The organism is Streptomyces sp. NPDC002669 (genome assembly GCF_042889165.1).
GTDB lineage: Bacteria > Actinomycetota > Actinomycetes > Streptomycetales > Streptomycetaceae > Streptomyces.
Genome location: NZ_JBIAQQ010000011.1, coordinates 116,109 through 134,447 on the forward strand (window position 1 = coordinate 116,109; position 18,339 = coordinate 134,447).

Annotated in this window: 16 protein-coding genes; 8 read left to right on the plus strand and 8 right to left on the minus strand. The window is 74.3% G+C overall.

The genetic code is table 11. From position 1 onward, the window contains the following. Positions 1-204: 204 nt before the first annotated feature. Positions 205-1,428, minus strand: a complete 1,224-nt coding sequence (locus ACFYW1_RS18660) for a Glu/Leu/Phe/Val dehydrogenase dimerization domain-containing protein (RefSeq protein WP_388993702.1) — start codon at positions 1,426-1,428, stop codon at positions 205-207. Next, on the minus strand, positions 1,425-3,125 hold the full coding sequence (locus ACFYW1_RS18665) for a thiamine pyrophosphate-binding protein (RefSeq protein ID WP_388993706.1): 1,701 nt from the start codon (positions 3,123-3,125) through the stop codon (positions 1,425-1,427). The genes ACFYW1_RS18660 and ACFYW1_RS18665 overlap by 4 nt, the downstream gene beginning before the upstream one ends. A 312-nt stretch (positions 3,126-3,437) precedes the next feature. Here ACFYW1_RS18665 and ACFYW1_RS18670 point away from each other — a divergent pair, with 312 nt between their 5' ends. Continuing rightward, positions 3,438-6,044, plus strand: a complete 2,607-nt coding sequence (locus ACFYW1_RS18670) for a hypothetical protein (RefSeq protein WP_388993709.1) — start codon at positions 3,438-3,440, stop codon at positions 6,042-6,044. Positions 6,045-6,123: 79 nt separating this feature from the next. Here the strand turns inward: ACFYW1_RS18670 and ACFYW1_RS18675 are convergent, their stop codons facing one another. Together ACFYW1_RS18675 and ACFYW1_RS18680 are read right to left on the minus strand one after the other, a co-directional pair. Next, positions 6,124-7,524 carry an NAD(P)/FAD-dependent oxidoreductase gene (locus tag ACFYW1_RS18675; RefSeq protein WP_388993712.1) on the minus strand — a complete coding sequence of 467 codons (1,401 nt, stop codon included), beginning with the start codon at positions 7,522-7,524 and terminating at the stop codon, positions 6,124-6,126. Positions 7,525-7,603: 79 nt separating this feature from the next. Beyond that, positions 7,604-8,299 carry a rhomboid-like protein gene (locus tag ACFYW1_RS18680; protein WP_388993715.1) on the minus strand — a complete coding sequence of 232 codons (696 nt, stop codon included), beginning with the start codon at positions 8,297-8,299 and terminating at the stop codon, positions 7,604-7,606. A 171-nt stretch (positions 8,300-8,470) separates the two neighbouring features. On the opposite strand from ACFYW1_RS18680, the gene ACFYW1_RS18685 reads away from it, so the two are divergent. Continuing rightward, complete coding sequence (locus ACFYW1_RS18685; protein WP_356930579.1) at positions 8,471-8,944, plus strand: GNAT family N-acetyltransferase; 474 nt, start codon at positions 8,471-8,473, stop codon at positions 8,942-8,944. 46 nt (positions 8,945-8,990) lie between these two features. Here ACFYW1_RS18685 and ACFYW1_RS18690 read toward each other — a convergent pair whose 3' ends face one another. After that, entirely contained in the window at positions 8,991-10,190 is a 1,200-nt protein-coding gene (locus tag ACFYW1_RS18690; protein ID WP_388993720.1) for an NAD(P)-binding protein, read from the minus strand. A 116-nt stretch (positions 10,191-10,306) separates the two neighbouring features. Here ACFYW1_RS18690 and ACFYW1_RS18695 point away from each other — a divergent pair, with 116 nt between their 5' ends. After that, positions 10,307-10,984, plus strand: coding sequence for a pentapeptide repeat-containing protein (locus tag ACFYW1_RS18695; protein ID WP_388993723.1), 678 nt, complete (start codon positions 10,307-10,309; stop codon positions 10,982-10,984). Positions 10,985-11,063: 79 nt separating this feature from the next. Here ACFYW1_RS18695 and ACFYW1_RS18700 read toward each other — a convergent pair whose 3' ends face one another. Beyond that, on the minus strand, positions 11,064-11,561 hold the full coding sequence (locus ACFYW1_RS18700) for a hypothetical protein (protein ID WP_356930576.1): 498 nt from the start codon (positions 11,559-11,561) through the stop codon (positions 11,064-11,066). Between the two features lie 168 nt (positions 11,562-11,729). On the opposite strand from ACFYW1_RS18700, the gene ACFYW1_RS18705 reads away from it, so the two are divergent. Then, complete coding sequence (locus ACFYW1_RS18705) at positions 11,730-11,999, plus strand: hypothetical protein (protein WP_388993727.1); 270 nt, start codon at positions 11,730-11,732, stop codon at positions 11,997-11,999. A gap of 87 nt (positions 12,000-12,086) precedes the next feature. On the opposite strand, the gene ACFYW1_RS18710 is transcribed toward ACFYW1_RS18705, so the two are convergent. Continuing rightward, positions 12,087-12,716 (minus strand): response regulator, encoded by a 630-nt coding sequence (locus ACFYW1_RS18710; RefSeq protein WP_388993730.1) that lies wholly within the window; start codon positions 12,714-12,716, stop codon positions 12,087-12,089. Then, complete coding sequence (locus tag ACFYW1_RS18715) at positions 12,713-13,987, minus strand: sensor histidine kinase (RefSeq protein ID WP_388994001.1); 1,275 nt, start codon at positions 13,985-13,987, stop codon at positions 12,713-12,715. Before ACFYW1_RS18715 ends, ACFYW1_RS18710 begins: the two co-directional genes overlap by 4 nt. A 382-nt stretch (positions 13,988-14,369) precedes the next feature. Here ACFYW1_RS18715 and ACFYW1_RS18720 point away from each other — a divergent pair, with 382 nt between their 5' ends. The 4 genes from ACFYW1_RS18720 (at position 14,370) to ACFYW1_RS18735 (ending at position 18,317) form a co-directional block, all read left to right on the plus strand. After that, the gene (locus tag ACFYW1_RS18720; RefSeq protein ID WP_388993733.1) at positions 14,370-14,924 is read left to right on the plus strand and encodes a heme-binding protein; all 555 of its coding nucleotides are present in this window, start codon (positions 14,370-14,372) and stop codon (positions 14,922-14,924) included. 97 nt (positions 14,925-15,021) lie between these two features. Continuing rightward, positions 15,022-15,618, plus strand: a complete 597-nt coding sequence (locus ACFYW1_RS18725; RefSeq protein WP_388993736.1) for an ankyrin repeat domain-containing protein — start codon at positions 15,022-15,024, stop codon at positions 15,616-15,618. A 32-nt stretch (positions 15,619-15,650) separates the two neighbouring features. Continuing rightward, complete coding sequence (locus ACFYW1_RS18730; RefSeq protein ID WP_388993739.1) at positions 15,651-16,826, plus strand: hypothetical protein; 1,176 nt, start codon at positions 15,651-15,653, stop codon at positions 16,824-16,826. A 72-nt stretch (positions 16,827-16,898) separates the two neighbouring features. Then, a complete protein-coding gene (locus ACFYW1_RS18735) occupies positions 16,899-18,317 on the plus strand; it encodes a M1 family metallopeptidase (protein ID WP_388993742.1) in 1,419 nt (472 codons plus the stop codon). Positions 18,318-18,339 lie beyond the last annotated feature (22 nt).

The window sequence follows — 18,339 nt, forward strand, 5'->3', positions numbered from 1 at the left end:
GAAAGCCGATTCCCCGCAAGCCTTTTCGGGTTCTCTGTTCCGGGGCGGGGGAATCCGGCGGGCGCGCGGGGTTTTTATTCGGCTGTGCGCCCGGGCGTGCGCCGGGGCGGGAAACCGGCGGGAAGTCGACGGAAAGCCAGTGGTAAACCGGCGGGAAGTCGACGGAAACAATTCGAGAATGCGGCGGGACGGTGGGCCGGATGGTCAGAGGGCCGGTCGGCGGAACGATCCGAAGCGTTCCGCGACGACCGGGAGCCGGTCGGCGGCCAGGGCGTGCGCGGCGGCCCGGGGGGTGCGGTGCTCGGCCTCGGCACGGGTCAGCACCAGATCGACCAGGGTGCGCATCGACCGGCGGGTGCGGTCGAACGCCTCGTCGGCGTCGGCGCCGATGTCCCCGAAGAGCGTCCACCACCACCAGGCGTTGGTGCCGGAGTTGACGACGACGTCCGGCAGGACGGTGATGCCGCGGGCGGCGAGCAGCGCCTCCGCCTCCGGGAGCACCGGCATGTTGGCGGCCTCGACGATCCAACGGGCGGTGATCCGGGCCTGGTTGGTGGTGTCGATGGCGTACGAGACGGCGGCCGGTACCAGCACCTCGGCCCCGGTCGTCAGCCAGGCGTCGGCCGGCAGTTCGCGGTCCTCGGGGCGGAGCGCCGTACGGTCCACCGAGCCGTGGCCGTCGCGGGCGGCGAGCAGCGCCTCGACGTCCAGCCCCGCGGGGTTGGCGACGGTGCCCTTGATGTCGGCGACGGCGACGACGCGCAGCCCGGCCCGGTGCAGGAAGCGGGCGGTGGCGCCGCCCATCGTGCCGAAGCCCTGCACCGCGACGCGGGTGCCCCGGTGGGCGACGCCGGCCCGGTCCAGCGCGGTGAGCACCGACTCGGCGACGCCGCAGCCGCCCACCAGTTCGTCCAGGCCGATGCCGTCCACGTCGATGGCGAAGGCGTCGGCGAGGCGCCGCCGGGCGGCCTCCTCGTCGTCGAGCAGCGGGTACACGGCCTGGATGGAGGAGTTCAGTCCGGCCTCGGCGGCGGCCCGGTCCACCAGGTCCTGGGTGAGCCCGAGGTCCTCGCCGGTGGTCCAGAACTGCTCGACGTAGGGGCGCACGGCGCGCAGGTAGCGGACGAGGACGCCGTAGGCGGCGGGGTCGCGCGGGTCGCAGTCGATGCCGCCCTTGGCGCCGCCCAGCGGTATGTAGCGGTTTCGCGGGTCGTAGTGCAGCACCTCCTTCATCGTCATGCCCCGGGCCAGGCCGGTGACCTCCTCCAGCGTGCAGCCGGCGCGCATCCGCAGGCCACCGCTGGAGACGCCGCGCACCAGCCGGTCGATGACCAGGTGCCCCTGGTGGCCGGTCTCCTCGTCGGTCCAGGTGAGGGAGATCAGCGGGGTGGCCGGGGAGGACGGCACGGCGGTCGGGGAGGTGGTCATCGCGGGAGCTCCTGGGGGACGGTGATGAGGGTGGGGCCCGGGGTGGCCAGGGCCCGGCGCAGGGCCTCGGCGAGCGCCTCGGGCGAGTCGGCGCGGGTGCCGTGGCCGCCGTAGGCGCGGGCCAGGGCGGGCAGGTCGACCCGCGGCAGGTCCACCGCGACGGGGCGGTCGCCGCGGGACACCATCTCGTCGCGGATCTCGCCGTAGCCGCCGTTGTCGAAGACCACGACGGGCAGCGGGAATCCCAACTGCACGGCGGTGGCCAGTTCCTGCACGGAGAACTGGAGGCCCCCGTCGCCGCTCAGCGCGACGACCGGGCGGGTGGGGTCGGCGGCCTTGGCGCCGAGGGCGGCGGGCAGCGCGTAGCCGAGCGTGCCGAAGCCCGTCGGGTGCAGATAGCGGCCCTCGGGGGCGATCGGCAGGTGCGGGAGCGCGCCGTAGTAGCAGCACTGGGCGCTGTCGGAGGTGAGCACCGTGCGCGCGGGGAGCACCGATCCGATCGCCGCCAGGTACGGCAGCAGGTGCGCGTCCCGGCCGCGGGACTCGGCGTTCCGCTCGTCCCGCAGCGCGGCGACGGCCCGGTGCGCTGCGGTGGCCGGGGAAGCGGCAACGGCCCCCGGGCGTGCGCCGTCGGTCCCCGGGCGTGCGGGGCCGGTTTCGGGCAGGGCGGCGAGGAGTGCGCGCAGGGTGGGGCGGGCGTCGCCGACCAGGGGGATGCCGGCGGGCGGTTCCGCGTACATCTGCGCCGGGTCGATGTCGGCCCGGACGAGGGTGCCGCCGAGTGCGGGCAGCGGCTCCCACAGGTCGGACTCGGCGAGTTCGGTGCCGACGGCGAGCACCGCGTCGCACTCCGCGAGCCAACGGCGCACGGCCGGGCTGTGCAGGGAGACGCCGAGCGACAGCGGATGGGTCTCCGCGACGATCCCCTTGCCGTTGGCCGAGGTCACCACGGGCGCGCCCAGTTCCTCGGCCAGCCGCAGGCACTCGGCGGCGGCCCCGCGCGCCCCGCCGCCGAGCACGATCCCGGGCCGGACGGCCGCGCGCAGCGCTCCGGCCGCCGCCGCGAGTGCCTGCGGGTCCGCCGTCGCGGGGGAGAGGGGCGGAGCGGTCCGCACCGGTCCGGCCGGTTCCACGGCGGTGAGCAGGTCCAGTGGGATCTCGATGTGCACGGGCCGGGGGCGCCGGGTGCGGAAGAGGGTGAAGGCGTGGGCGACCGCCGCCCCGATCTCCTCGACCGAGGACACCCGGTGGCTGACGGCCGCGACGTCCCGCAGCACTTCGGCCCGGCCGTGCGTCTCGTGCAGCAGCCCGGTCGACCGGCGGGGGTGGCGCAGCGGCATGCCGGGCGAGACGACGAGCAGCGGGACGCTGTCGGAGTACGCCTGGCCGACGGCGGCCGCGATGTTCAGCAGGGCCGGGCCGGTGGTGGTGATCGCCACGCCGGGCCGGCCGGTGACCCGGGCCCAGGCGTCGGCGGCGTAGCCCGCGCCCTGTTCGTGGCGGGGGTTGACGTGGTCGATGCCGTGGGCGGCCAGGTGCCGGTAGATCTCCAGGTTGTGGGTGCCGGGGATGCCGAACGCCAGGCTCACGTCGTGCGCGGCGAGCGCCCGCACCAGGGCCTCCCCGCCGGTGAGGTCGTTCCGCGGGGGCCGGGCGCGGGTCGCCGCGGGCGGTTCGGACGGGTTTTCTCCAGGCACTGCACGGACTCCTTACTGAATGAGCAGTCAGTATTTGGAGTGCGGGAGGCCCCTGTCAATGTGCGCGAGTACTGAACATTTGTTCAGTTGCCGGGGCGGGGTCGCGCCACCGGCCCGGCGGGAAGGGCCGCCCGGAGGGGCGCCGGGGCAGCGGTGAGGAGAGGGCGGACGGCACGGTGCGGGGGCGGTCGGGCCGTTCGGCCCATCCCTCGTATCGGCCGTCATCCGGATGCGTACGCCGGACGGTGGGCGGGCGGCGATTACGGTGTGTGTCGGGCCCGGCGGCCGGGCCGGATCCCTACCTTGCCCGGCATGAGGCTGAGACATTTCGGTGCGCCGACCAGGAGTCGGGTGCGAGGGCGTGGACAGGGCCGGCTGGGGCGGTTGGCCGCGGGCGGGCTGGGAGTGCTGGCACTGCTGGCCACCGGGCTGGGGCTGCCGGCCCAGACGGCCGCCGCACAGCCCGCGGGCGTACCGCTGGTGGACGAGACGTTCACCGGGGCCGACGCGAACGCGGGGTTCGAGGCGTTCGGGCCCGCCTGTCTGACCGGTGCGCCCGAGGCCCCGGCACCCGGCCCCGGCACCCACCCGCTCACCGGCTGTCCGGCCGGTGCGACCGGTCCCGTCCCGCCGAACGACGCCGCGCCGCACGGCTACCTCCGGCTGACCGACGCGTCCAACGACCAGTCCGCCGCGGTGCTCTACAACCACGCGCTCCCGGCGAACCAGGGCCTGGTCACGACCTTCGACCAGTGGCAGTACGGGGGGACGACCAACCCTCCGGCCGACGGCATCTCGTTCTTCCTCATCGACGGCGCCGCGTCGCTGACCTCGCCCGGGGCCTTCGGCGGCAGCCTCGGCTACGCCCAGAAGCTTCCGAACGACGACCCGGGCGAGACCTTCCTGCCCGGCGTCAACCGCGGCTACGTGGGCGTCGGCCTGGACGTCCTCGGCAACTACTTCGGCGACTGGGAGCATCGCGGCAACGGCTGCGCCACCCGCTCCCCGGCCGGTACGTCCTTCCGGATCCCGGCGCCCGGCGCGAACATGGTGACGCTGCGCGGCCCGGGCGACGGCACCGAGGGCTACTGCTTCCTCGATGCGACGACCAGCAACTTCTCGACGACCGGGCCCTGGCCCTCCACGCTGCCGGGGCAGTTGCAGGGACCGACCACCTCGATCCCGGCGGACGCCACGCCGGAGGAGGCCGAGGCGCTGCTGGAGCCCTCGCGCCGTACGGTGACCGTCGAGATCTCCCCGGCACCGAACCCGGTGATCACGGTCTCGATCGACTTCCACGACGGCAACGGGACGCAGCAGGTGCTGTCCACCCCGGCGCCCCAACCGGTGCCCTCGACCTACAAGTTCGGCTTCGCCGCGTCGACCGGGCTGTTCACCGACGTCCACCTCATCCGCAACCTCAGCGTCCACCCGGCCGCCGAGCTGCCCCGGTTGAACCTGGTCAAGCAGGTCTCCCAGGAACCGCCGCTGCCGACCCCGGTGACGCCGGGCACCGTGGTGCCCTACGAGTACGTGGTGACCAACAGCGGCAACGTCCCGCTGACGAACGTGCACGTGACCGACGACCGGGTCACCCCCGTCGTCTGCCCGAAGAGCACGCTCGCCGTGGGCGAGACGATGACCTGCACCGGCGATTACACCGTCACCCGGACGGACGGCGAGGCCGGTTCGCTCACCAACACCGCCGTCGCGCACGGGCTGTCCGGGGGCGATCCGATCGAATCGCCGCCGGACGACGTCACCCTGGAGACCCGGGCCGGGCCCGGCGTCCGGCTGGAGAAGTCGGCCGACGACAGCCGCGTGTACGAGGCCGGCGACGAGGTGAAGTACACCTACACCGTCACCAACACCGGTCCCGAGCAGCTGACGGACCTCTCGATCGTCGACGACCGGGTGACGACGGACGTGACCTGCGAGGAGTACACGCTCGCCCCGGCCGGGCAGCCCGGTGACAGCACCACCTGCACCGGCACCTACACGGTCACCGACGCCGACGCCGAGCGCGGATCGGTCACCAACGTCGCCACCGCGCACGGGCGGTCCGGGGGCGAGAACGTGAAGTCGGAGCCCGACGAGGTGACCGTGCTGGTCGCCTCCGAACTGGGGCTGCGGCTGGAGAAGTCGGCCGACGACAGCCGGGTGTACCGTCCCGGCGACGAGGTGACGTACACCTACACCGTCACCAACACCGGCAACGCGACGCTGACCGGCATCGGCGTCACCGACGATCTCGTGCCGGGCGTGAGGTGCGAGGCCATGGCGCTGGCCCCGGGGGCCTCCACCACCTGCACCGGCACCTACACCGTCACCGAGGCGGACGCCGAGCGGGGAACGGTCATCAACGTGGCCGCCGCGCACGGGCGGTCCGGCTCCACCGAGGTGGTGTCGGAGCCCGACGAGGTCACCCTGCGGGCCGGGACCGAGCCGGGGCTGAGCCTGGCGAAGACGGTGGACGACTCGCGCGTGTACCGGCCCGGCGACGAGGTGACGTACACGTACACCGTCACCAACACCGGTTCCCAGGAGCTGACGGGGGTCTCCGTCACCGACGACCGGGTCCCGGGCGTGACCTGCCGGGCGACGACGCTGGCCCCGGGGGCCTCCACCACCTGCACCGGCACCTACACGGTCACGGCCGCCGACGCCGAGCGCGGCGAGGTGATCAACACCGCGGTGGCCACGGCCGAGAACGGGAACGTCCGGTCGAACCAGGACCGGGCCCGCATCATCGTCGGGAAGAAGCCGTGCGAGGGCAAGCACTGCAAGCCGAAGCCGTGCCCCGACAAGCCCGGTAAGCCGGGCAAGCCGGGCAAGCCCGGCAAGCACGACAAGGGCGGCGAGCACTGCAAGCCCGAGCCGAAGCCGTGCCACGGCAAGGACCTCTGCCACGTGAAGTGACGCGCCCCGTACCGGGCCGGTCGCACGGATCGCGGGCCCCCGCCACCACCCGGTGGCGGGGGCCCGTCCGTCGTTCCGGTCAGTGCCGCCCGGCCAGCCGGTCCGCGACCTTGGCGACCGGGTCCGTGCCGGCCCGCGGCGAGGCGAGTTCGCGGCGGTCGGCGGCGCGGTAGGCGGCGTACATGCCGTGGACGCCGATCCAGCGGAAGGGTTCCGGCTCCCAGCGACGGACCTTGTGGCCGACCCAGGGCAGTTCGGTCAGTTCGGTGGGGCCGCTCTGGCCGGAGTCCTGCTGGATCAGGTCGCGCAGGGTGCGGGCGGCGAGATTGGTGGTGGCGACGCCGGAGCCGACGTACCCGCCCGCCCAGCCGAGGCCGGTGGAGCGGTCGAGGGTGACGGTGGCGCACCAGTCGCGGGGCACGCCGAGCACGCCCGACCAGGCGTGGTCGATGCGGGCGCCCGCGGTGGTGGGGAAGAACCGGACGAGGATCTCGCGCAGGGCCTCGACGGTCGCGGGCCGGGTGCGGCCGTCGTTGTCGGTGGCCGAGCCGAAGCGGTACGGGACGCCCCGGCCGCCGAGCGCGATCCGGTCGTCCGCGGTGCGCTGGGCGTACATGTAGGCGTGCGCCATGTCGCCGAGGGTCTCGCGGCCGTCCCAGCCGATGGTGTCCCAGACCGACCGGGGCAGCGGCTCGGTCACGATCATCGAGGAGTTCATGGGGAGCCAGGTGCGCCGCTGGCCCTTGAGGCTCGCGGTGAAGCCCTCGGTGCAGCGCAGGACGTACGGGGCGCGGACGGTGCCGTACGGGGTGTGCGCGTGCTTGGGCGCGATCTCCGTGACGGGCGTCGACTCGTGGATGGTCACGCCGAGCGCCTCGACGGTCGCGGCGAGGCCCTTGACGAGCTTGACCGGGTGCAGCCGGGCGCCGTGCGGGGTCCAGGTGGAGCCGACGGCCCCGGTGACGTTGACGCGTTCGCAGGTCTCGCGGGCGCCGCGCAGCACGCGGTCCGTCTCGCCGAAGGCGATCTCCACGGAGTGGAAGTCCTTGAGCCTGGCCAACTGGGCGGGTGTGTAGGCGACTTCGAGGACTCCGCCGCGGTGGATGTCGGCGTCGATGTCCTCCTCGGCGGCCACCCGCACGACCTCGTCGACGGTCTCGTTCATCGCCCGCTGGAGGCGGACGGCGGCCTCGTGGCCGTGGAGCTTCGCATAGCGGTCGCGGCCCGCGATGCCGTTGTAGAGCCAGCCGCCGTTGCGTCCGGAGGCGCCGTATCCGCAGAACTTGGCTTCCAGGACGGTGATGTTGAGGAAGGGGACGGCCTTCTTGAGGTAGTAGGCGGTCCACAGGCCGGTGTATCCGCCGCCGACGATGCAGACGTCGGCGGTGGTGTCGCCGGGCAGGGGCTCCCGGGCGGGGGGAGTGCCCTGGTCCGCGTACCAGAACGATATGCCGCCGTTGGCGGTGCTGCCGGTGCTCATGTTGCCCCTGGTTTGTCCGGTGTGACGCCGTCCGGTGTGACGCCGCGGCGTGAAGGGTGTGTGCTCTCCGGGCGGGACGTTACTGCGCCGAGGGGGTTTTCGTCCCGGTCCGGTGCGGCACCAGCGGTCGGCAGGCGAGGCCGACGAGCACGGCGGTGAAGTGGCCGACGTCGGTGAAACCGTGGGTGGTGGCGAGGGGGATGCCGTAGACGACGAGGACGGCGAAGAGGTACACGCGGCGCCAGAGCGGCGGAACCAGGTACGTGAGGACGCCGACGACGCCCGCGAGCGCGTAGCTGACCCCGACGTCGAGGGTGCCGGCGGCGGACTGCGGCACGTGCCCGTGCCGGATCGCCCAGGCCAGGACGCCCTCGCTGACGAGGGTGGCGAGGACGTGGGACAGGACGACGACGGCGAGCCAGCGCGGGGTGCCGAGCCGGCGTTCGGCGGGGGCGTGGAAGACGGTGTACAGGGCGGCCCAGGGGAGCCAGCGCCCGCCGTCGATCCAGAAGGCGCTGGCGATCAGGACGCGCACGGGGTCCTGGGAGAGCCCGTCGAGGTTGGTCGAGCGCTCGCGCAGGAAGTCCTCCTCGAAGTCCGGCGACATCCGGTGGACGATGACGGTGGTGACGAAGAGTGCGGCCAGCCAGAGGTAGGTGCCGGGCGCGCCGCGGATCCACGAGCCGATACCGCGGAGCCACGGGCCGGCGGTACGGAGCCGTGAGCCTGCGGTGGTGCGGCGCCGGGCGGGCGGGGCGGGGCTGCGCGGAGTCATGACCGATTGACGCACGGCCCCGTGACCGTCCGCGTGAGCGACATCCCGGCCGGTCCGACCGCCACCCGATCCCCGGTCCGGCCCGTCCCGGTCCGGCCCCCGGGACCGTCACCCGGTCCGGCCCCCGGGACGGGGCGGCCCGGAACGGACGTTCCCGTTTACCCTGCCCCCATGATTCGTACCGCCACCCCCGCCGACGTCCCCGTCATCCACGCCATGGTCCGTGAGCTGGCCGAATACGAGAAGGCCCTGGACGAGGCGAGGGCCACCGAGGAGCAGCTGCACGAGGCGCTGTTCGGCGAACGGCCCGCCGCCTACGCGCACATCGCCGAGGCCGACGACGGCGAGGCGGTCGGCTTCGCGCTGTGGTTCCTGAACTTCTCCACCTGGCGCGGGGTGCACGGCATCTACCTGGAGGACCTGTACGTACGCCCGGAGCGGCGCGGCGGCGGGCACGGGAAGGCGCTGCTGACGGAGCTGGCCCGGATCTGTGTGGAGCGCGGCTACCAGCGCCTGGAGTGGTCGGTCCTGGACTGGAACGCCCCGTCCATCGCGTTCTACGAGTCGCTGGGCGCCCGGCCGCAGGACGAGTGGACGGTGTACCGGCTGACGGACGGGGCGCTGGCCGGACTCGGCGGGCGGTGAGCCGGGGCGGCCCGCCCCCCCTCCGAGGGGCCGCCCCGGAGCCGGGCTATCCCGCCGTGGCGGTACGCCCGGTGCGCCCGGTGCAGTGGGGCTCCGTCGCCCCGATGGCGAGCAGGGCCGCCTCCATGCCGCTGTTGAACGAGACCTCGCTGAGCAGGCCGGGCGCCGCGACCTGGTCGCCCGCGAGGTAGATGCCGTCGCCGCGGTCGATGGCGGGCCGGTCGCGCCAGGTGGTGCCGGGCCGGTCGACCGCGCCGGTGCGGCCGGACGAGGTGGCCTCGCTCCGCCACTCGACGCGCTTCCGCCAGCCGGGGAAGCCGAGGTCGAGGACCTCCTCGGCCCGGGCGATGCCCACGGACCGGGGCTCGTCCGGGGCGAGGGGGAACTGTCCCTGGACGAGCTGCTGCCCGGCGGGCGCGAGGGTGCGGTCCTGGGCGCTGAAGCGCTCGATCCAGCCGGGGGCGTCCAGGTCGGAGACGGCGAACGCGTCGCCGCGCCGGGTGCGCAGGGCCAGGTCGATCAGGGCGGTCCTGCCGCTGTCCCAGACCAGCGAGGGGTCACCGAGCAGGCCGCGGGCCGAGTCGAGGGAGGTGGCGACGACCACCGGACCCTGCCGGCTCAGGTCGGCGAGCCCGGAGGCGTCGACGCGGGACGCCGTCTCCAGCCGGACGCCGAGGTTCCAGGCGCGGGCCGCCATCCGGTCGATGACCTGGGCCCAGCCGCCCACGGGGTAGCGGGCCTCGGGCGGCAGCGCGGCGGCGCGGTGCAGCCGCTCCTGGACGAACGCGGCGGAGAGCGCGCCGGGGTCGTGGTGGTAGAGCGCCACGGCGGCGTAGTGCGAGGCCACCCGGGCGGCCTCCGCACCGGCCTGCCCGGTCGCCCAGGTGCGGAAGTCGACGTCGACGGGGGCGTGCTTCGCGCCCCGGCGGGCCAGCCGGAGGAGGGCGAGCGGCGGGACGCGGCGCAGGGCGCCCCCGAGGCGGAACCGGAGCCTGGCGCCTTCCAGGGGCGGCACGGTGGCGACGGCGCCGAGGAGCCCCCGCTGTCCGAGCCAGGCCCAGTGCGGTCCGCGGCAGTAGAGGGCGTGCGGCCCCTCGTTGGTGAGGTACGTGCCCTCGGCGGTCCTGGCCCGTCCGCCGGGGGTGTGGTGGGCCTCGTGGAGGGTCACCCGGACGCCGGACTCGGCCGCGGTGATCGCCGCGGTGAACCCGGCGAGGCCGCCGCCGATGATGTGGATGCGCTGCATCTCCCGGTCTCCTTCTCCTTCGCTGGAGCGTGCTGCCGATCCCTGGACGGTTCGCGGGGCGCGGTTCGTGACATCGGGGAGGGGGCGCTGTCAGTGGCGTGGGTCACGATGGGGGGATGGCACGCAGCAGCAGGAAGACGGACACCATCGCGAGGGCACGACGGCCGGAGGTGCGGCTTCCGCCGCTCGTCCCGTACGACGGCGCGGGACTGGAGCCGGACGGCGACTACGACGGGGTGCGGTTCGACGGGACGGACCTCGCGGACGGCGCGGGCCCCGGGGCCCGGTTCATGGACTGCGCGCTGGACGGCTGTGCGCTGGACCGCACGGAGCTGGCCAGGGCCCGGTTCATCGACTCGGTGCTGACGGGCGTACGGGGCGTGGGCACCGACCTCGCGGGGGCGTCGCTGCGCGACGTGGAGGTGGTGGACGCGCGGCTGGGCGGGGTGCAGCTGCACGGCGCGGTGCTGGAGCGGGTGCTCGTGCGCGGCGGGAAGATCGACTACCTGAATCTGCGGAGGGCCCGGCTCAAGGACGTGGTGTTCGAGGGCTGTGTGCTCTCCGAGCCGGACTTCGGGGACGCGCAGCTGACGCGGGTGGAGTTCCGCGACTGCGTGCTGAAGCGGGTCGACTTCAGCTCCGTGCGGATGGAGGCGGTGGACCTGCGGGCGGTCGCGGAGCTGGACATCGCGCGCGGGGTGGAGCGGCTGTCGGGCGCGGTGATCAGCCCGGCCCAGCTGATGGAGCTGGCGCCCGCCTTCGCGGCGCAGATCGGGGTGCGGGTGGAGGCATAGCCACCACGGACCGGGCGGGCCCGCCGCAGGCATGGCATCCGTACGGGCACGGGATCCGTACGGGCGCGGGCCCGCGGGGTCAGACGCGGGGGAAGCGGGCCTGGAGGTCCCAGATCACGGGGTTGTCGGCGAGCCCCTCGTGCATGTCGGAGAGGTCGGCGATCAGGTCGTGCAGGAAGTCGCGGGCCTCGCGGCGCAGCAGCGAGTGGCTGAAGGTGAGCGGGGGTTCGTCGCCGGGCATCCAGTCGGCCTCGATGTCCACCCAGCCGAAGCGGCGCTCGAAGAGCATCCGGTCGGACGACTCGGTGAAGTCCAGCTCGGCGAACTGCTGCCGGTGCGAGCGGTTGCCGCGCGGGTCCCGGTCGATCTGCTCGACGATGTCGCACAGCGCCCACGCGAAGTCGAGCACCGGCACCCATCCCCAGGCCGTGGAGACCTCGCGGTCCTCCTTGGTGTCCGCGAGGTAGACGTCCCCGGAGAACAGGTCGTGCCGCAGCGCGTGGACGTCCGCGCGGCGGTAGTCGGTCTGCGGCGGGTCGGGGAAGCGCCGGGAGAGGGAGTAGCCGATGTCGAGCACGTCTCGATGGTGTCATGCCCGCCGGGCCGTCAACGCCGGGGCGACCGGTGCGCTCGATCGGGTGAGCAGTCGGGGAAACCCGGCTCAGGCATATGCCGAATGCATAACTTTTCGCGCATGGTCGGTTCACCTCATGAAGCGCAGCATCGGATCTTTCAGAGGAATTTGATGAGCACGAGCCTCAGCCACTTCCGCGGCATCGTCGCCGAGAGCTTCCGCAACGAGGGACGGGAAGAAGGCCGCGAGGAAGGCCGCGAAGAGGGCATCGCGAAGGAGCGTTCCCTGAGCGTGCTGCGGATGCTGGACCGCCGGGGCGTGGCCGTGAGCGACGCCGTCCGGGAACGGATCGGCTCGTGCCGGGACCTGCGGACGCTCGACCTCTGGGTCGACCGGGCGTTCACGGTGAGGACGACCGACGAGCTCCTCGACGAGGGCTGACGGCGGCCCCTCGCGGCAAACGGGCGCTTCACCCCTGCCCCGGTGCCGTCCGGCCGCCCCGCCCGGAAGCCGTCCCTCGCCCCCGGGCTACGGCAGCAGGCGCTGTTCCTTCGCCACGGCGACGGCGCCCGCGCGGGTGTCGACGCCGAGCTTGTCGTAGATCCGGCCCAGGTGGGTCTTGACCGTGGCCTCGCTGATGAACAGGGCCCGGGCGATGTCGCGGTTGCCCAGGCCGTGGGAGAGCTGGGCCAGGATGTCGAGCTCCCGGCCGGTGAGGGTGGGCAGGGGCTTGCGCATCCGGGCCATGACCCGGCTGGCCACCGGCGGGGAGAGCGTGGTGCGGCCCTGGGCGGCCGAGCGGATCGCGGCGAAGAGTTCCTCCGGGCGCTCGGCCTTCAGCAGGTAGCCGGTGGCGCCCGCCTCGATGGCGCGGGTGATGTCGGCGTCCGTGTCGTACGTGGTGAGGACCAGCACGTGGACGCCGGTGGTGGCGATGCGGCGGGTCGCCTCGACGCCGTCGATGCCCTCGCCGAGCTGAAGGTCCATCAGGACGACGTCCGGGGTGAGCTTGGCGGCCAGGGCGACGGCCTCCTCGCCGCTGCCGGCCTCGCCGACGACCTCGATGTCCGGTTCGCTGCCGAGGAGGGCGAGCAGACCGGCGCGTACGACGACGTGGTCGTCGCAGAGCAGAATGCGGACGGGCGGCGTCGCGGTCATGCGAGGTCCTCCGGGGCGGTCGGCGGTGCGGTGGCCGGGGTGAGCGGCACGGCGGCGGACAGCACCGTACCCTCGCCCGGCGCCGATTCGATCGTCAGCGTGCCGCCGAGCTGGTGCAGCCGGGCCCGGATCGCGGGCAGTCCGTGGCCGCGCACGCCCCTGGCGGGGCCGGGGTGCTCGGGGGGCACGAAGCCCTGCCCGTTGTCGGTGATGTCCAGGACGACCCGGTCGTCGAGATGGGTCAGGGTCAGTGCCGCCTCCGTCGCGTGCGCGTGCTCCTTCACGTTGGCCAGCGCGCCCTGGGCGATGCGCAGGAGCGCGGACTGCACCCGGTCGGGCAGCGCGGCGTGGCCCTCCCCCTCCACGTGGCAGTGGACGGTGAGCCGCCCCTGCGACTGCGCGGTCTCACGGGTGGCCAGGGCGTGCAGGGCCGCCTCCAGGCCGCCGCCCTCCGCGAGGTCGGCCGGGGCCAGGTCGTGGACGAAGCGGCGGGCCTCGGCGAGGTTGCTCTCCGCGATGGTGGTGGCCGTGCGGACGTGGCGGCGGGCGGTCGCCGGGTCGGTGTCCCAGGTGCGGTCGGCGGCCTGGAGCAGCATCTGCTGGCTGGACAGGCCCTGCGCGAGGGTGTCGTGGATCTCCATGGAGAGCCGCTGGCGTTCCGCGAGGGTCCCCTCGCGGCGTTCGGTGGCGGCCAGTTCGCGGCGGGTGCGCAGCAGGTCGGTGATCAGTTCGCGCTGCTGCTCGGACAGTTCGCGCTGGCGCGCGGCCTGCCGTCGCATGTGGACGAAGACCGCCGTCGCGATGGCCGCCACGGCGGGCGGGGCGAGCACCAGGTTCGGGTCGAAGCCCTTGGCCAGCCGCAATTGCGCGGCGACGACGAACAGGGTGAGCAGACAGACCAGGGCGAGCGCGGCGCGCGGCGGGAGGATGCGCAGCCCGGTGAAGAAGAGCGGCACCGCGCACCACGCGAAGCTCGGTGCGAGCACCACCAGCACCATCCACACGGCGACCAGCACCCCCAGCCACACCAGGGAGCGCGGGGTCGGCCGCGAGCCGAGCACGGGCCCGAGCACGTACAGCGCGGCCAGGGCGACGGAGAGCGCGATGATCCACGGCGTGCGGGCCTCGCCGGGGTGCCGCAGCAGGAAGCGGGTGAGCGAGGCGCCGAGCAGCAGGAAGAACGCGGTGTGCATCAGGAGCGTGAGCCACCGGGCGTCCGGATCGGGCGTCCGGCCACCGGGGGCGCGCCGGTCGCGGCCCGCGGACAGCAGCCGGTCGGTCGCGGGGGAGCGGCCCTCGTGGCCCGTGGGCAGGGACCGGGCCGTGGCCGCGTCCCGTGCGGCCGGGGCGTCGGCCGGGGCTGCCGGGGTGGCGTTCGGGCCGGCCGGGGTGTCGTCCGGCCGGTCCGCGCCGGGTGCCGGTCGGGGTCGGTGCTCCACCTCGTACCTCTCGCTCCCCAGGTCGTGATACCTCCACGATCGCCCCGGACGGGCGGCTTCGCATCAACCGATCGGCTGATGGGACCGTCGGCCGTCCCGCGCCCGGCATCGAGCCGGTCCATCGACGGAACGGGGCCGTGGGCGGCCGGAGCATGGATGTCGGAGCCGAACGGGCTCGTCCGCCGCTGTCGCAGCCGTAGTCGTAGGAGTCACCGTGAAGAAGCTGTCCGTCCGCACCCGTGTCCTGACCGGTGCCGCCCTCGTCGCCGCCCTCGGTGCCGGTACGTTCGGTGCCGTGTCCGCCGGTGCCGCCACCCCGGCCGCCGCGCCCGCCGCCGTCGCGGCCGACGCCGCGGACGGCAACCTCATGCAGAGCACGCACCTGACGATCGAGGCGGCGACGAAGGCCGCGCGGGCGACGCTGGAGGCCGCGGAGAAGGAGAACCAGCGGGTCTCGGTCGCCGTCGTCGACCGCAACGGCAACACCGTCGTCACCCTGCGCGGCGACGGCGCCGGCCCGCAGTCCTACGAGTCGGCCGTGAAGAAGGCGTACACCGCCGTCTCCTGGAACGCCGCCACCTCCGAGCTGGTCAAGCGTCTGGAGAACGCCCCGACGCTGAAGGACATCCCCGGCACCCTCTTCCTCGGCGGCGGCGCCCCGGTCCAGGCGGGCGGCGCCCCGATCGCGGGCATCGGCGTCGCCGGCGCCCCCTCCGGCGACCTGGACGAGAAGTTCGCCCGGGCCGGCGTGGCCGCCCTCGCCAAGTAACGACCGGCACAGCAGACGAGCCGCCCGGCCGCCCCGCCCCGTCGCAGCAACGGCGGGGCGGAGCCGGCCGGGCGGACCGATCCACAGGAGTCACCACATGAACGCCCTCGATCAACAACTGCTCGACGCCGCGCGCACCGGCGACACCGACGGAGTGCGGACCGCGATCGAGGGCGGCGCCCGCGTCGACTGCCGCGACGAGGAACTGCGCACCCCGCTGCTCCTCGCCGTCCACGGGGACCACGTCGAGGCCGCCCGGCTGCTCGTGACGGCGGGCGCGGACCCCGACGCGCAGGACCTGCGCGAGGAGAGCCCCTGGCTGGCGACCGGGGTCACCGGCAGCGTCCCGATGCTGCGCACCCTCCTGCCGGCCGGCCCCGACCTGAAGCTGTGCAACCGGTTCGGCGGCATCGCGCTCATCCCGGCGAGCGAGCGCGGCCACGCCCCCTACGTGCGGGAGCTGCTCCGGGCCACGGACATCGACGTCGACCACGTGAACCGGCTCGGCTGGACCGCCCTGCTGGAGGCCGTGATCCTCGGCGACGGCGGCCGGGCCCACCAGGAGATCGTCGAACTCCTGCTGGCGGCCGGTGCGGACGTCGACCTCCCGGACGGCGACGGGACGACCGCGCTGGCCCACGCGGAACGCCGCGGCTTCACGGAGATCGCCGCCCGACTGCGGGGCTCCCGGTGAACACGCGCCGTACGAGGAGCACGGGACTCCCGGTGAACCCGCGTCGCGGGGCGCGCACGCGTCGCGCGGTGGTGGCGCTCGCCGCGGCCGCGGTGCTCGCGGGCTGCGCGAGCGGTACGGGGGCCGGGGCGTCGGACGGCCCGTCCGCCGGGGCCGGCCCGTCGGCCGCCGGGTCCCGCGCGCCGGACTCCCCGCGACCGGCACCGGCCACGCCCGCGGCGACCCCGCGCGGCACTCTCCTGGTCGCCGACTTCGGCGGCGACACCGTGACGTTCGTCGACCCGCGGCCGGGCCGCGACCGGCACCGGCTCGGCTCCGTCCAAGTCGGCACCGCGCCCTACGGCCTCGTCGTCGGCGACGACGGGCTGGCCTGGGTGGCGACCGCCGAGGGCGTCGCCGTCGTGGACACCGCGACCCGCACCCGTCTCACCCGCATCCCGTACCGGACGGAGACCGGCCCCGCCACCACCGGCGAGTACCGGGGCGGCGGCATGGGCATCGCCCTGGCCCCCGGCGGCCGCCACGTCTACGTCGGCGTCAACGTGCCCGGCCGCAACGGCGTGCTGGAGATCGTCGACACCGCGACCCGGAGGATCACCGCCGCGGTGCCGGTGGGCCGCCGCCCCTTCGACGTGGACGTCTCGCCGGACGGCGCCGAGGTGTACGCCACCGCCCACGACTCCTTCGACGTCACGGCGGTGGACACGGAAACGCGCGGGGCGCGGCGCTTCGAGGTCGCCCCGTACGGCACCGAGGGCGGCCTCGGCTCCTGGCTGAAGCCGCACTACGCCGTCGTCCGCCCCGCCGACGGCAGACTGCTGCTGCCCTTCGAGGGGGAACGGCTCGTCGTCCTCGACCCGCGCACCGGGAGGTCCACCGTCGAGCGGATGACGGCCGACACCCATCAGCACGGGGCGACGCTCGCCCCCGACGGCACCCTCCTCGTCGTCGGCACCGGCCCGATCCTCTCCGAGGACCGGGGCCCGTCCCTGACCGTCCGCGCCCCCGACGGCTCCGAGCGCGTCGTGCCGCTGGACGGCCCGCACGAGGACGTGGCGGTGTCCGGGGACGGCCGCACGGCGTACGTCACCCAGGGCTTCACCCGTGACGGGTACGGGAACGGCATCACCGTCGTCGACCTCACGGGCGAACGCCGGCCGTACGAGGTGCCGGCGACGGCCCGCCCGCTCGGAATCGCGGTCCTCTGACCTTCCCGGCACCCCTCCGGCGAATGCCGCACCCAGGGCGGCATTCGCCGGAAACGTCCTAGGATCGCCGGTGTGGACCAGCGAACGCCCGTGCACCGTACGGCCCGAGCCGCCGCCGTCGCCCTGCTGGTACTGGTGGCGTCCGCCGCCTGCACCGGCGACACCGGCGGTGTCCGGGGCACGCCCGGCGCGGCCGGCCTGCGCGATCCGTACTTCCCGAAGCTCGGCAACGGCGGCTACGACGTCACGCACTACGGCCTCGTGCTGGACGTCGACCCGGCCGCCCACCGGCTGCGCGGCACCGCCACGATCACCGCCCGCGCGACCCAGGACCTCAGCGCCTTCGACCTCGACCTCGCCGGGCTCACCGTGGACTCCGCGACCGTCGAGGGCCGCCCGGCCGCCGTCAGCCGGGCGGGCCACGAGCTGACGCTGCGTCCCGCCGCCGAGGTCGAGGACCGGCTGCGCGAGGGCAGCACCTTCCGCACGGTCGTCCGCTACTCCGGTTCGCCGCGCACCCTCACCGACCCCGACGGCTCGCAGGAGGGCTGGCTGCGGACCGCCGACGGATCGGTCGCGCTCGGCGAACCGACCGGCTCGATGACCTGGTTCCCCGGCAACAACCACCCGAGCGACAAGGCGGCTTACGACATCGCCGTCACCGTCCCCGAGGGCCTGACGGCCGTCTCCAACGGCGAACCGGTCTCCCGCCGCACCTCGGGCACCACCACCACGTACCGCTGGCACGTCCCCGAACCGATGGCGAGCTACCTCGCCACGGTCGCCGTCGGCCGCTACACCACCCGGACGTCGAGGACCGCGGACGGCATCGAGGTGTTCACCGCCGCCGACACGACCGTCGCGAAGGAGAGCGAGCGGATCCTCGCCCGGATCCCCGAGGTCGTGGAGTGGGAGGCGGAACGGTTCGGCCCCTACCCCTTCACCGCCACGGGCGCGATCGTCGACCGCCCCGGGGACGCCGGTTACGCGCTGGAGACCCAGGACCGGCCGTTCTTCCCCGGCCCGCCGGACGCCGGGCTGCTGGTCCACGAGATGGCCCACCAGTGGTTCGGGGACTCCGTCACGCCCGGGAGCTGGCGGGACATGTGGCTCAACGAGGGCTTCGCGACCTACGCGGAGTGGCTGTGGGCGGCCGACAAGGAGGGCGTCCCGATCCGGGACTCGTTCGACGACGCCTTCGAGGACGACGCCAACTGGGCCTTCCCGCCCGCCGATCCACCGGGCGCGAAGGACATCTCGCAGGCCCCGGTGTACGGGCGCGGGGCGATGGTCGTCCATGAGCTCCGGCGCACGATGGCCGACGACGAACGCTTCTTCGCGCTCCTGCGGGGCTGGACGAGGACCCACCGGCACGGCAATGCCTCGACCGCCGACTTCACCGCCTACGCGGAGCGGACGACGGGCCGGGACCTGACGGAGCTGTGGGACACCTGGCTGTACGGCAGGAGCCGGCCCGCCCCGAAGGACTGACCGGCTCCCGCGTGTTCTGGTG